This is a genomic window from Senegalimassilia anaerobia JC110 (assembly GCF_000236865.1).
GTDB classification, from domain to species: Bacteria; Actinomycetota; Coriobacteriia; order Coriobacteriales; family Eggerthellaceae; genus Senegalimassilia; species Senegalimassilia anaerobia.
The window spans coordinates 438719-452048 of sequence record NZ_HE611014.1 but is presented as its reverse complement, the minus strand read 5'-3'; the positions used below and the strand labels follow the sequence as shown (position 1 = coordinate 452048).

Annotated in this window: 7 protein-coding genes and 1 pseudogene; 1 reads left to right on the top strand and 7 read right to left on the bottom strand. The window is 59.8% G+C overall.

The features are described 5' to 3' along the window. Window positions 1-103 precede the first annotated feature (103 nt). On the top strand, window positions 104-754 hold the full coding sequence (locus SFHG_RS01835; protein ID WP_238318242.1) for a pyridoxamine 5'-phosphate oxidase family protein: 651 nt from the start codon (window positions 104-106) through the stop codon (window positions 752-754). A gap of 176 nt (window positions 755-930) precedes the next feature. Here SFHG_RS01835 and SFHG_RS01830 read toward each other — a convergent pair whose 3' ends face one another. The 7 genes and pseudogenes from SFHG_RS01830 to gltB form a co-directional block, all read right to left on the bottom strand. Further along, entirely contained in the window at window positions 931-1482 is a 552-nt protein-coding gene (locus tag SFHG_RS01830; RefSeq protein WP_042432700.1) for a low molecular weight protein-tyrosine-phosphatase, read from the bottom strand. Between the two features lie 550 nt (window positions 1483-2032). After that, window positions 2033-2719 (bottom strand): annotated as a pseudogene (locus tag SFHG_RS01820) (IS3 family transposase); the annotation flags it as partial. A 157-nt stretch (window positions 2720-2876) separates the two neighbouring features. Beyond that, window positions 2877-3167 carry a transposase gene (locus SFHG_RS01815; protein WP_042432695.1) on the bottom strand — a complete coding sequence of 97 codons (291 nt, stop codon included), beginning with the start codon at window positions 3165-3167 and terminating at the stop codon, window positions 2877-2879. A 242-nt stretch (window positions 3168-3409) separates the two neighbouring features. Continuing rightward, window positions 3410-5701, bottom strand: a complete 2292-nt coding sequence (locus SFHG_RS01810; protein ID WP_052297762.1) for a DGQHR domain-containing protein — start codon at window positions 5699-5701, stop codon at window positions 3410-3412. After that, the gene (locus SFHG_RS01805; protein ID WP_042432693.1) at window positions 5688-6542 is read right to left on the bottom strand and encodes a DNA adenine methylase; all 855 of its coding nucleotides are present in this window, start codon (window positions 6540-6542) and stop codon (window positions 5688-5690) included. The genes SFHG_RS01810 and SFHG_RS01805 overlap by 14 nt, the downstream gene beginning before the upstream one ends. 479 nt (window positions 6543-7021) lie before the next feature. Beyond that, window positions 7022-8512, bottom strand: coding sequence for a glutamate synthase subunit beta (locus tag SFHG_RS01800; protein ID WP_042432690.1), 1491 nt, complete (start codon window positions 8510-8512; stop codon window positions 7022-7024). Between the two features lie 3 nt (window positions 8513-8515). Beyond that, a complete protein-coding gene (gene gltB / locus SFHG_RS01795; protein ID WP_081468877.1) occupies window positions 8516-13234 on the bottom strand; it encodes a glutamate synthase large subunit in 4719 nt (1572 codons plus the stop codon). Between the last annotated feature and the right edge of the window lie 96 nt (window positions 13235-13330).

Below are 13330 nucleotides of genomic sequence, written 5' to 3'. Positions count from 1 at the left end.
ACGCCGCGCACAACCGCCGCCATGGAACGTACTATGGTGAGAAACACAAGCGCCGCCCTTCGTGCGGCCGGCACAACGCAGGCGTTTCACCACAGGAGCACACATGAACTTGCAAAACATCCCCGCCGTCTATCCCGAGGGCGCAGCGGCGCAGCAGCAGGCCGCCGCCATGGCGCAAGCCGCGCAGGCACAGCAAATCGCCGGCATGGCCCAGGCCAGTGCCGCAGCGCAGGCCGCCATGCCCGTTTCGCATCGCCCCATGCGACAGGCGGGCCGTCAGCTTCGCAGCACCACGCAACTGCATTCGGTGGTCGAGGCTTGCCAGACGGTGCGCATCGCGTGCATGGACGAGGAGGGGCCGTTCATCGTGCCCATGAGTTTCGGCTACGACTGGGCCGACCCCGAGGAAATCGACGCCGACGCACCGCGCCTGGCGCTGTGGGTGCACTCGGCCGGCGTCGGCCGAAAGGTGGACGCGTTCAACCGGGAGCCGCGCGTGGCGATCGAGATGGATGTGCAGGATGGCCTGATCACAGGCACGTACGCCTGCGCATATTCGTACGCGTACCGTTCCATCATGGGCACGGGCACCATCCATCACATCCAGGGGATCGAAGCGAAGCGCTACGGCCTCACGCGCATCATGCAGCACCTGGCGCCCGAAGCCTCGACCGACTTCACCGACCAGGCGCTCGCCCGCGCAAACATCTACTGCATCGACGTCGACCGCTTCACCGGCAAGCAACGAGCATAGAAAGCGATTTCGCAGGAACGAGAACGGGGCCGCTGGCATATCTGCCGACGGCCCCGTTTCTACGGGAATTTCCCTTTACGCGCGATGGCTTTTGCGCCCAACCTTTTGGCCCCGTGTCTCCCCGCTTGCCAAAAGACCCCTTGCACGCAAGCCCTTCTGCGTATGCAAACTCCCCACTATTGCGCCCGGCACCAGGTCAGAAGGCCTTTGCAGCCGGCCAACACGTCGCGGTAGGTGTCGTCGAAGTTGCCGGTGAACCAGGGATCGGCCACGTCGGCGGCATTCGCGCCGGCTTGCGCGATCGCATGGGCGTCCTGCGCGTCGGGCAAGACCTTCCCGTCCTCGCCGACCAGCCCCGCACCGGGCGCGAACGCGAGCAGACGCACGCACTTCGCCTCCGGGTCGCTTCCGAAGATGCGACTCAGATGGCGCTCGTTCTCGTCATCCATATACACGAACAGGTCCCACTCGTCGTACTCGTCGGCGCGGACCTTGCGGGCGCGATGCGGCAGCACCGGCACGCCCACCTGCTTGAGCTTGTCGACCGTGCCATGATGCGGCGGATGCCCGATTTCATCGTTGGTGGTGGCGGCGGAATCGACGCGCAGAACGTCGGCCAGCCCTGCCTTGTTCACCAGGTCCTGCATCACGAACTGGGCCATGGTCGACCTGCAGATGTTGCCGTGGCAAATGAAGAGGATGCGTGAGATAGCTTGGCGACGAGACATGCGACTCCGATTTCGTTGTGATTAGCAGTAGCTGAATATGCTATTGCACGAATCAAGGAAGCGCAATAATGCATCCAATATTCGGCTAACTTCGTCACAGCTTAGGCATCTGTACCCGTCAACCATGACCCCGGCATTGGGGGGGATGCTGACGTTTTCCATACAAAAGCGCTCATGCCGCTGGATTGAGCGACCACCTGTACCGCAGCGGACTCATCTCTCCGAGCGATTCCTTGGATTTCGGATATCCGAGATGGCGGACGGCGCGGGCGAAGCATTGCCCCGCGATCGAAGAAGCGGTCGTCAACGGCTTTCTTCCGGAGATCATCATAGCGCTGGTGGCACCCTCGGCTCAAGCCCCCGTTTTCCTCGAGCTCCATGTACCACAGCCTGAGGGTTTGGCAGTTAGGATAGCCGAGCTCGTTTATGACCGCCGCCGTGCTCCGGTGGTATCTAAGGTAGAGCTCGTTCGCCCCCATCTTGTCCTCGTGCGAATACATGTGACGTCCTTGGAGTGGGAAGGATAAACTGGACTTTCTTTTAAGGATCCTCAAGCGTATTGCCGCTCGTATTCCACTGGAGACATGTAGCCCAAGGCGGAATGTATGCGCACCATATTGCAACAGGGCTCTATGTGCTTGAAGATGTCCTGCTCGGCCTCGTCCCTCGTCCCATAACCCCTCTCTTCCGCCAATTCCCTTTTCAGCGTCTTGAAGAACGGCTCGGCCACCGCGTTGCCCGGCGGCGTGCCGGGCCTTGATGCCGACTGGGCTATGCCATGCGAGTCCAGGCATCGCTGGAAGGAACGGGAGGCGTGCTGCGCGCCTTGGTCGTCATGGAAGACGAGGCCGCCGTCGTCTGGCGGACCCTCCCTGCCAACCGCCTGCCCTATCGCGTCGATCGCGACCTTCTCGGCGATGCGCCCGGACATCGACCAGCCCACGACCTTGCGGGAGAAGGCGTCTATCGCGGCTGCGAGATAGAGCCGCCCTTCTCTTGCGGGCATGTGGGCGATGCCGCCCGCCCGAAGCCTGTCGCGCCCGCCAGCGGAGAAAGCGCGCTCTGCCAGGTTCAGCCGAGGGTCTCCCGGCTCGACCTTCTTCTGGATGCGGCGTTTTCGGGCCGCGCCCCTTCCGGCGAGCCCGAGCTTCTGCATGATATGGAGCACGCGCTTCTCGCTCACGGCGATGCCGCTTTTTCGCAGTTCGCGGTCGATGCGCCGGCAGCCGTAGCGGCCCTTGTGCCGCTCGCTCTATCTGGGCGTTTGATTTCTTCCGGGAGAGATACTCGTAGAAACCGGATTCGAGACCTTCATCAGCCCGCATGCCTTCTTGATGGGGCCGATCTCGCCCCTATGCTCTTCGAGGAACCCGAACCTCGCGCATGGTCTTGACTCAAGAAAGCCCGGAGTTTTTTAGCATCTCGTTCTCGCGCTCGAGCTCCTCGACCTTCTTCTTGAGCTTCGCGATCTCGTAGTCCTTGTCGATCTTCGGAGAGCCGTTTCCAGGGAACGCGTCGTCTCCCATCTCCTCATATTCGCGGGCCCATCTTCTCAGCGTCGAGTCCTTTGTGCCGAGCTCCTCCGATAGGTCTTTGACCGTCATCTCCCCGGACAGGACCACCTTTGCCGCCGAGACCTTAAACTGCCTGTCGTATCGCTTTCTTCTTTGGGTCGTCTTGAACACCTTTCGCTCTTAACCTGGTGTCCAGTTCATCATGCCCACTCCACCTCCCTGACACCTAGTTGGTACGGAATTTTGTCAGCATCCCCCTTTGTTCATTGCCTGCTTGACATAAAACACCCCCGCATCAACGCGATGAGTCGCGAGCTGGTCTAAACGCAAATCAGGCGAGGCCGCAAGGCTCCGCCCGATTTATCCTCTACGACGCATGTCCCTAGTCCCTGGAAGCGAAAACGAAGCTTCACCTACAGAGCCATGATGTCCAATGACTGAAGCTTGTCATAGTAGTCGCATATAAGCTCATGTTGATCATGGCTCACGCTATAGTTTTTCGTGGTAAGCAGCTGCTTTCTTACTGTACTCAGGTTCGACATCCATTCAGTAGAATCGGTCTTGTTATGCGCCTTTCCGTCACCAATAAGTCGCTCGAAATAGATCTTAAACAGCCTGCTCCAATTCTGAGACCATGTTGCAACTTTGCGACATTCCTCCAGCGTCACCTCACGCCATGGCTCTTGTTTAACTCCCGTGTCGAATTCCCGATCAGACGCACGTTTGTTAAGCGCGCTAAAAACTGGCTTGTCGACACCGATACGCAACCAATCGGTGCCGTATTCCTGGCTCAGGAGCTTCTCAAAATCGTTAGCGATGCGTTCTTCAATTGCGGTCAATTTCGAAATCGAATCTTCGTTGTATTGCATGCTATTGTCTCTTATCCAGTCGCTTAGCCCCTCAGGCGCAAATTCTTCATGAGCATCATGCACGATTTTCCTGAATTTGAAATGGCAGTCCTTGGTAGCATTGCCTCCATATTTTTTTGTAAAAGAATCCCGCTGTTCGCAATCAAGATGTTCTATATGATTCACCAATGGCAACAAATAAAATGATGCATCCTCGACCAAATCATCTATTTCGGTATTCCTAATATCGATTGCATTGGAATCGCGAAGATGCTGCAGGATGTCCGCGCAGATACGAATGAGGGCATATATGCCTACATTAACAGTGAATACGGCCCCTTCCTTGTTCGAGCGCTCCCATTCATCAGGGCTAGCGTCTCTTACATACGCCAGGCAACCAATCAAATAATTGAAAATTCTCTTGTAAGACATGTCGATATTTCCGTATTCGAAAAGGCCATCTTGGAGCATGGACCCTTTTTGGTATTTACCCAGATATCCAGCTTTATCAATAGCGTTGTCAATAAACGGAAGTGTTATCGAACGATGGGGCCCTTTTGTATTTTCTCCAACAATGACTCTATCGTATAATGGAGAACGTTTAATTTCTCCAAGGTCTTGCGCAATTCGTGAGCGCAGTGCTTTTTGCCTATCGGAAACATCCTCTGCATCCCAAAGCAAATCAGCATTTAGCGTAGTCCGCAATGTCTGAGGAACGGCTTTCTGCTTTTCATTGATGTCCATAAACATCTTTATTTGCTCAGTATTATCCATATCGTAGAAAGCAACAACAGGAATAATGTCTGATTCAGCATGATCGCTATCTGCATATCCGTAAAGCCTATGCTGGCCATCGATAACGTAAATAGATCGATATTTCTTAGGAAGCTCCAATATTCCGATTCTCGAATCAGAGCCGTTTGGTTGATTCTTTTTCGGCGCTTGCTCAAAACGCGGCGATTCATTTGCGACATTGACAATGATGGAGTTCGGAAAAAAACCTCCGTCGTTAACGAATTTTTGAATATCCTTCAGGCGTCCCTTCTTGATAAGCCTTTGATATGTAGGCAAGACTTCATCAGGTTGAGCGCTATTTCGATGGAGGATGTATGACATCTTAAGAAGCTTGGAGGGCTCAATCGAAAACGAGTAGTAAGTACGCCCTCCCATTTTCCCTTTGATTGCTGCAACCCTTGTATCCATCCCGGTTATCTCTTGATTAGCGAATAGGTTACCTAGCAGCTGATATCTCGCTGCCTTTCCTAACGTTTTCCCAAGAGCCTCATAATATTCGATGGCGGTTTCATCAAAATGCTTGATGTTTTTTGCTGCAAGCAAGTCCTTGTTCTTGTCACCTAGCTCATAATTGCTTGTTGCGAATACACAAACCATTTTCTGGGTTGGAAATTTTTGCTTAAGCTGGTTAAACACATGTCGCCTGTAATCAGCGATTGCTTCGATATCGGTCTTAAAGTTACTCTGAGTACCTGGTCTGTTTGCGCATTTACACTCGATTAACAGAAGGATTTCGTTATCCGCTGCAAGGACATCAATCTGCTTGCTTGAAGATCTTCCGTTTTGGGAATAGTCAACAGAAAACAATCTGTCTCTGTTCATGTGAGAAAAGCCAAGCTTATACAGCATGGTCCAAACACGATTCTCAAAGATCTCATCAGCGGGTTTTTTCTTTTTTAGTTTTACTCGCCTTCTTGCGAGCGTTCGGTCAAATTCCCAGCCCTCCGACTCATATCGAGCTTGAGCTTCCTCGACCTGTGTTGTAAAAACATAGTCCTTTGTCCGTTCGCGTTTGGCGGAATCCAGCTCTTTCCCAGAGACGATTTCACTAAGCCAGTCCATCGATATCCCCTATCCTCGCTTGAGGAATATTAGTAAATATGTATTCCTGAGTGTTCCCTCGACGAGCATTACGACCGCCTAAAGTGCTGCTTCGAGAAACAGCCAGTTTGATACTGCCGGGAGAAAACAAGCCATCAATTACTTCATGATGGGCGTTCGTAAGAATATAGAAGGCGCCGAGCCCAGAAAGAACATCGATACAATTCTTCAATTTAAATTGATCTTCGAGAGAGAAGAGCTTTTTGTTGTATTCGATAAAGCCATTGTTGTTGTGCGCAACCGTATATGGCGGATCGAGAAATACAAGATCTCTGGCTTTTACATCCTTTAGCGACTCCTCAAAGGAACGCGTGAATAGCTTTGCCCCCTGAAGGGCCTCACTCGCATGACGAATTCGTTGAAAATCAAATCTATAGTCGTCATTTTTCCCGTAAGGCACGTTATATTGACCTTTACGGTTGACTCGATAAATGCCATTGAACGATGTTCTGTTCAGATAAATAAATCGGGCAGCTCTTTGTATCGCATCATCTGGTTCTTCCGACCGAATGGCGTAATACTGATCCTCATTTACGTCCCATCCGTCAATAATCTCGATTACGCTCTCAACGTTATCACGAACTTCCACGTATGCATTAATGAGCTCTTCGTTGATGTCGGAGAGGATTGCCTCATCTGGAGATAAAGCAAAGAACACAGAGCCACCGCCGAAAAACGGTTCATGGTAATTATTGAAATCAAGGTCTTTGATCAAATCCGGTAGGTATTTTATTAGCCAGTTCTTTCCGCCAGCCCACCGCAAGAACGGTTTGAAGCCTCTATTTAGGGAATGATCCGACATTTAACCTCTCGCGTTCAATTCTTTGTCATGGGTGATAATTGTATACGTATAAATCATTATATATTTCTCCATGCGTCTTTCGAGAAACAAACGATGGGCAAGCTAAATGATTCGACGAGAGACCATATGCATTAATTCAAGATTTGTCGTTAGTGGGACTCCACCGGCGTAAAAAAGTGTAGATTTCACTCAGAGAAGACCCGAAACCGCAATTGACCTGCTGATTCTCCGTCACCTGCAGATGTTGCCGTGGCAGATGAAGAGGATGCGTGAGGTGGCTTGGCGACGAGACATGCGACTCCGATTTCGTTGTGATTAACAGTAGCTGAATATGCTATTGCACGAATCAGGGAAGCGCAATAATGCATCCGATATTCGGCTAACTTCGCCACAGCTTAGGCACCGAACGGGGAAGCAGGGCAAACCGTCCGCTTCCCCGCAACTTGACCTCCAACGCCCGGCTCAGCCCTGCCCGCGCCCTACAACCCCAGGTCGCCAGCTACCTCGGCTGCGCACTTAAGGGCGTCGGCCATGGCGTTGACCACCAGGCTGCTGCCCGTGCGGGCATCGCCGGCAACGTACACGGCAGCGTCGTCCTTGCCCACGGCGGCGCGCATGGCGCGATGCGAATCACCGGCGGCCATCACCGGAAGCGGACGGCCCTGCGTTGCCAACGGCACGCCGAACGCATCGAACACGCCGTCTTCCGGACCCGCGAAACCGCAGGCCACCAGCACCAGCTGCGCATCGACCTCGCGCTCGGAGCCTTCCACAGGCTCGGGCTTGCCAGCGGACCAGTCGAACGAGCGCACCTGCAGACCGCGCACATGCCCGGCGCCATCCAGCAGCACCTTCTGCGTATCGGCGCACCATTCGCGCAGGTCATCGCCCTGCAACGCGATAGCTTCCTCCTGGCCGTAGTCCGTCTTGGCGACGTTGGGCCATTCAGGCCACAGGTTCGACGCCGCGCGCTCCTTCGGCGCACGCGGGCCATATTCCAGCTGGCGAACCGTGCGCGCGCCCTGGCGCACCGCAGTGCCCATGCAGTCGTTACCCGTATCGCCGCCGCCGATGACCACCACATCCTTGCCCTCGGCGCTGATGGCCGGCTTGCGGCCCTCGAGCAAGGCGCGCGTCTGCTCGGTCAGGTAATCCACCGCGTACACCACATCCCCCGCGGCAACGCCGGCGTCGAAGCCTTCCGCTCCCACGCCGCGAGCCTTGCAGGCGCCCGCGGCAACCACCACGGCGTCGAACTCCGCGACCAGCCCCGCGGCCACATCGGCATCGGCCGCGTCGACGCCCAGACGGAACTCGATACCCAGCTCAGCCATCAGGTCGGTGCGGCGCTTCACCACCGATTTGTCCAGCTTCATGTTCGGGATGCCGTACATGAGCAGGCCGCCGGCGCGGTCGTGGCGCTCGACCACGCACACGCGCGCTCCGCGGCGCGCCAGATCCCAAGCGGCCACCAGACCCGCCGGACCCGAACCGACCACGACGACGCTCGGCGCGTCCGGGACCGCCGGCTCGAAGCGGCGCGGGCCGCCATGGGCCCACTGCCAGTCGGAGATTGCGCGCTCGTTGTCGTGGATGGTCTCGGCCTCGTCGTTGCGGGCAAGGTTGCACGCCGCCTCGCACAAGGCCGGGCACACGCGGCTGGTGAACTCGGGCATGGGGCTGGTCAGCGCCAAGCGCTCGGCAGCCTGTTCCCACTGGCCGCGCCACACCAGATCGTTCCACTCGGGGATCAGGTTGTGCAGCGGGCAGCCGGAAGGCCTTGCCTTCCCAAACGGCGCTCCCGCCTGGCAAAACGCCACACCGCATGCCATGCAGCGGCTTGCCTGCTCACGCGTCCGCTCCTCCGGCACGGGCTCGTACAGCTCGTCGAAATCGCGGCTTCGCTCTTGCACGGGACGCAGGCTGTGGGCGCAGCGGCCGTGTTCCAAAAATGCTCCGGGCTTTCCCATCTCCTACTTCCCTTCCGTCATGGCATCGAATGCGATCTGCAGCGCATCGGTGCGCGATTTGCCTGCCGCCTCGGCCTCGGCCACCACGTTCATCACGCGCTCGTAATCGCGCGGGATGACCTTCACGAAGTGGCGCTTCAGCGTGTTGAACTGGTACAGCAGCTTGATGCCGCGCGGGCTTTGCGTGCGCTCGGCATGCTCCTCGATCAGGCCTCGGATCAGCTCGATCTCGTCGGCGGGCGGCTCGCACAGGCGCACCATGTCCAGGTTGCAGTTGGCCGCCAGCGTGCCGAACTTGTCGTACACGTACGCCACGCCGCCGGACATGCCGGCCGCGAAGTTCGGCCCGACCTCGCCCAAGATCAGCGCCACGCCGCCGGTCATGTACTCGCAGCCGTGGTTGCCCACGCCCTCCACCACCACGGTGGCGCCGGAGTTGCGCACGGCGAAACGCTGGCCGGACAGGCCGTTGACGAAGCCCTTGCCGCTGGTGGCGCCGTAGAACGCCACGTTGCCGACGACCACGTTCTCGTCGAACTTGTACGTGGCGGTCTCGGGCGGGCGCACCGTCAGGATGCCGCCGGAAAGGCCCTTGCCGAAGTAGTCGTTGGCGTCGCCGGTGATGTTGAGCGTCACGCCGCGGGGCAAAAAAGCGCCAAAGCTCTGGCCGCCGGAGCCGTCGCAGTCCACAGTGATGGACCCCTCAGGCAGGCCCTCGGGATGCTGACGCGTCACCTGGCTGCCCAGCATGGTACCCACGCAGCGGTTCACGTTGTCGATGTCGGCGCGGAAGCGGATAGGCTCCAGGTGCTCGCGCGCGTTGGCCGTGTACGGGATGAACAGCGTGGCGTCGAGCGACTTGTCAAGCTGGCAATCCGCCGCCATGGACGGCAGGAAGTGGCGACCGTCCGCGCCGGGGATGGCGCGGCCGAACTCGCAGGTCGCGGGCGCCAGCATGTCGGACAGGTCCATCTCGTTGGCCTTCCAGTTGCCGGGCACCTCCACCTGGCGCAGGCACTCGGGATGGCCGACCATCTCGTCGACGGTGCGGAAGCCCAGCTCGGCCATGATCTCGCGCAGCTCCTCGGCCACGAACATCATGAAGTTCACCACGTACTCGGGCTTACCGGCGAAGCAGCCGCGCAGCTTGCAGTTCTGCGTGGCGATGCCCACCGGGCAGGTATCCTGCTGGCAATCGCGCTGCATCATGCAGCCCATGGCCACCAGCGGCATAGTGGCGAAGCCGAACTCCTCGGCGCCGAGCAGGGCCGCCATGGCCACGTCGCGGCCGCACATGAGCTTGCCGTCGGTTTCCACCACCACGCGGCTGCGCAGGCCGTTGCGCAGAAGCGTCTGCTGGGTTTCCGCCAGGCCGATCTCGAACGGGATGCCCGCATGGTAGATGGAGTCGCGCGGGGCCGCGCCCGTGCCGCCGTTGTGGCCGGCGATGGTGATCTTGTCGGCACCGCCCTTCGCCACACCCGTGGCGATGGTGCCCACGCCCGCCAGCGCGCACAGCTTCACCGACACGCGCGCATCGGGGTTGGCGTTCTTCAGGTCGAAGATGAGCTCGGCCAGGTCCTCGATGGAGTAGATGTCATGGTGCGGCGGCGGGGAGATCAGGCCCACGCCCGGCGTGGAGCGGCGAACCTCCGCGATCCAGGGGTACACCTTCTTTCCGGGCAGGTGGCCGCCTTCGCCGGGCTTTGCGCCCTGGGCCATCTTGATCTGGATCTCGATGGCGCTCGACAGGTAGCGGCTGGTCACGCCGAAACGGCCCGACGCCACCTGCTTGATAGCGCTGCACTTGCTGTCGCCGTTGGCAAGCGGCGTCTCGCGCGCCGGGTCCTCGCCGCCCTCGCCGGTGTTGCTGCGTCCACCAAGGCGGTTCATGGCGATTGCTAGGCACTCGTGCGCTTCCTTGGAGATGGAGCCGTAGCTCATGGCGCCGGTGTTGAAGCGCTTGACGATCTCGCTCGCGGGCTCGACCTCGTCGAGCGGCACCGGCTGGCGCGTCGGCGCGAAGTCCATGAGATCGCGCAGCGTGACCGCACGCCCGGGCACGTGGCACGCGGCGCTGTATTCGCGGAACAGGTCGCAGTCGCCCTCGCGGCACGCGCGTTGCAACAGGTAGATGATTTGCGGGTTTATCAGGTGCTCCTCGCCGCCAAGCGGGCGCCATGCGGTAACGCCGAGCGTGGGAAGCTGCTCGGGCGAGGGGCTCTTCTCCAGGGCCAGGGCGCTGTCGTAGCGCTCGTTGAGCTCGCGCTGCACGCCGGCGGCATCCAGGCCGCCGATGCGGGTGGAGGTGTGCGTGAAGTACTTCTCCACCAGGGAATCGTCCAAGCCCAAGATCTCGAAAATCTGCGCGCTGTGGTAACCCTGCATCGTGGAGATGCCCATCTTCGACATGATGGAGGTGATGCCGGCCACAACGGCCCGATCATAGTTGGCCACGGCCTCATCGCCGGGGATCGAGATCTCGCCGCGCTCGCACAGGTCGCGGATGCACTCGTGCGCCGCATACGGGTAGATGCCCGACGCGGAATAACCCACCAAGCAGGCAAAATCGTGCGCGCGCATCGCGTCGCCGGTCTCGACGATCAGGTCGGCGTCGGTGCGCAGGCCCACGGCGATCAGATGGTTGTGCACGGCAGCCAACGACAGCAGGCTGGGGATGGGCACTTCGCCTTCCGCCGTGCAGTCGGTCAGCACGACCAGGTTCACGCCATCGCGCACCGCCTGCTCGACGTCGATGCACAGCTCGTCGAGCGCCGCCTCGAGCGCGCCCTCGGCGGCAACGCGGTCATAGGCGCACACGAAGCGCTGCGTCTTGAAGCCAACGCGATCGATGGCGCACAGGCGATCGAACTCGTCATGCGTGAGCATGGGGCTTTCCAGGCGCACCAGGCGGCACGTGTCGCGGCAGTCCTCGAGCATGTTGCCGTGGTTGCCCACGTACAGCACGCTGCTGGTGACGAAGCTTTCACGCAGCGCGTCGATCGGCGGGTTCGTGACCTGGGCGAACAGCTGGTTGAAGTAATCGAAGAAGCTGCGCTGGCGCTTCGACAGGCACGCCAGCGGGGCGTCGGTGCCCATGGATGCCAGGGGCACCTTGCCCTGCTCGGCCATGGGGCGCACTAGCTCCTGCACGTCGTCGTAATGGTAGCCCAGCTTCGCCAAACGGCGCGTGAAACCCACGTTCGCGTCGCGCTCGGCGGGCAGCTTGCCGGGCGCCGGGGCCTCCAGGTCGTCAACCGCCAGCGTCTCCTCGTCCAGCCAATCGCGGTACGGCTTCTCGTTGGCGTAACGGTTGCGGATCTCGTCGTTCCAGATGACGCGGCCCTGGCCCGGGTCCACCTCGAGCATCTCGCCGGGGCCCAGGCAACCGGCCTGCAGCACGTTTGCCGGGTCGACGTCGATGGTGCCGACCTCCGACGACAGGATCAGCCAGTCGTCACGGGTGACGTAGTAGCGCGCCGGGCGCAGGCCGTTTCGGTCGAGCGCCGCGCCGAGCATGCGGCCGTCGGTGAACGCGATGGCCGCCGGGCCGTCCCACGGCTCCATGAGCATGGACTGGTACGCGTCGTAGGCGCGGCGCTTGTCGGAGATACGGTCGTTGTGGTCCCACGGCTCGGGGATCATCATGGTGACGGCGCGGTCGAGCGGACGGCCGTTCATGGTCAGGAACTCCAGCACGTTGTCGAGGATCGCCGAGTCCGAGCCCTCGCGATTGATGATGGGCAGCACCTGTCGCAGGTCATCGCCCAGCGCTGGGCTGTACAGCTTCGGCTCGCGGGCGCGCGTCCAGCTGATGTTGCCGCGCAGCGTGTTGATCTCGCCGTTATGGATGATGTAGCGGTTCGGATGCGCGCGCTCCCAGCTGGGCGTGGTGTTCGTGGAATAGCGCGAATGCACGAGCGCCAGGCTGGTCTCCACCGCCGCGTCGTTGAGGTCGGTGAAGAAGCGGCGCATCTGCGTGGCCACCAACATGCCCTTGTACACGATGGTGCGCGACGACATGGAGCACACGTAGAAGATCTTGCCCGCAAGCGCCGGGTTGGCGTCGGCGGCGCGCTCGATGGTGCGGCGGCACACATATAGCTTGCGCTCGAACGCCTGACCTGCGTCGACGTCGGCGGGGCGGCGCAGGAACGCCTGCAGGATGGTGGGCATGCACGCCTGCGCGGTGGAACCGAGGTCGTGCGGGTCGACGGGCACCTCGCGCCAGAACATCAGCGGGATGCCGCACTTCGCGCAGCCCTCCTCGAACGTGCGCTTCGCATCGCGCACGCCCGTGGGGTCGTCGTGCGGGAAGAAGAGCATGGCCACGCCGTAATCGCCCTCGTCGGGCAGCAGCTGGCCTTCCTTCTGGGCTTCCTTACGGAAGAAACGGTGCGGGATTTGGAACAGCACGCCGGCGCCATCGCCGGTGTTGCGCTCCAAGCCGGTGCCGCCGCGATGCTCAAGGTTCACGAGCACGGAAAGCGCATCGTCGAGCATGGCATGGCTGCGCTGGCCCTTCAGGTGGGCCAGCGCGCCGATGCCGCACGCGTCGTGTTCGTAGCTGGATCGGTACAGGCCGGGCGTGCGCACTGCGGCTGCCGCGGGTGCGGCATGCGTGCAATCGGCCGTTTCGTTCGCGCATTGCGCGCCGGTGAAACCAGCGGCCGCCCCGGCTTCGCGGGCTGCCTCGGCTTGATCGGTAAGTTCAGCGTTCATATGCGGTCCTTCGTCTGGATGAAAAGGCCGCCGGAGAACGTAAGCGGCCCGCATTCAGTGTGCAGGCCGCGTGTTACGCGATTATTTCCGCCGCTG

What these genes read in the sequence shown, in the direction of transcription:
- SFHG_RS01835 (WP_238318242.1), top strand. Translation starts at nt 104, where the DNA reads ATGAACTTGCAAAACATCCCCGCCGTCTATCCCGAGGGCGCAGCGGCG.
- SFHG_RS01810 (WP_052297762.1), bottom strand. Translation starts at nt 5,701, where the DNA reads ATGGACTGGCTTAGTGAAATCGTCTCTGGGAAAGAGCTGGATTCCGCC.
- SFHG_RS01805 (WP_042432693.1), bottom strand. Translation starts at nt 6,542, where the DNA reads ATGTCGGATCATTCCCTAAATAGAGGCTTCAAACCGTTCTTGCGGTGG.
- gltB (WP_081468877.1), bottom strand. Translation starts at nt 13,234, where the DNA reads ATGAACGCTGAACTTACCGATCAAGCCGAGGCAGCCCGCGAAGCCGGG.
- SFHG_RS01800 (WP_042432690.1), bottom strand. Translation starts at nt 8,512, where the DNA reads ATGGGAAAGCCCGGAGCATTTTTGGAACACGGCCGCTGCGCCCACAGC.
- SFHG_RS01830 (WP_042432700.1), bottom strand. Translation starts at nt 1,482, where the DNA reads ATGTCTCGTCGCCAAGCTATCTCACGCATCCTCTTCATTTGCCACGGC.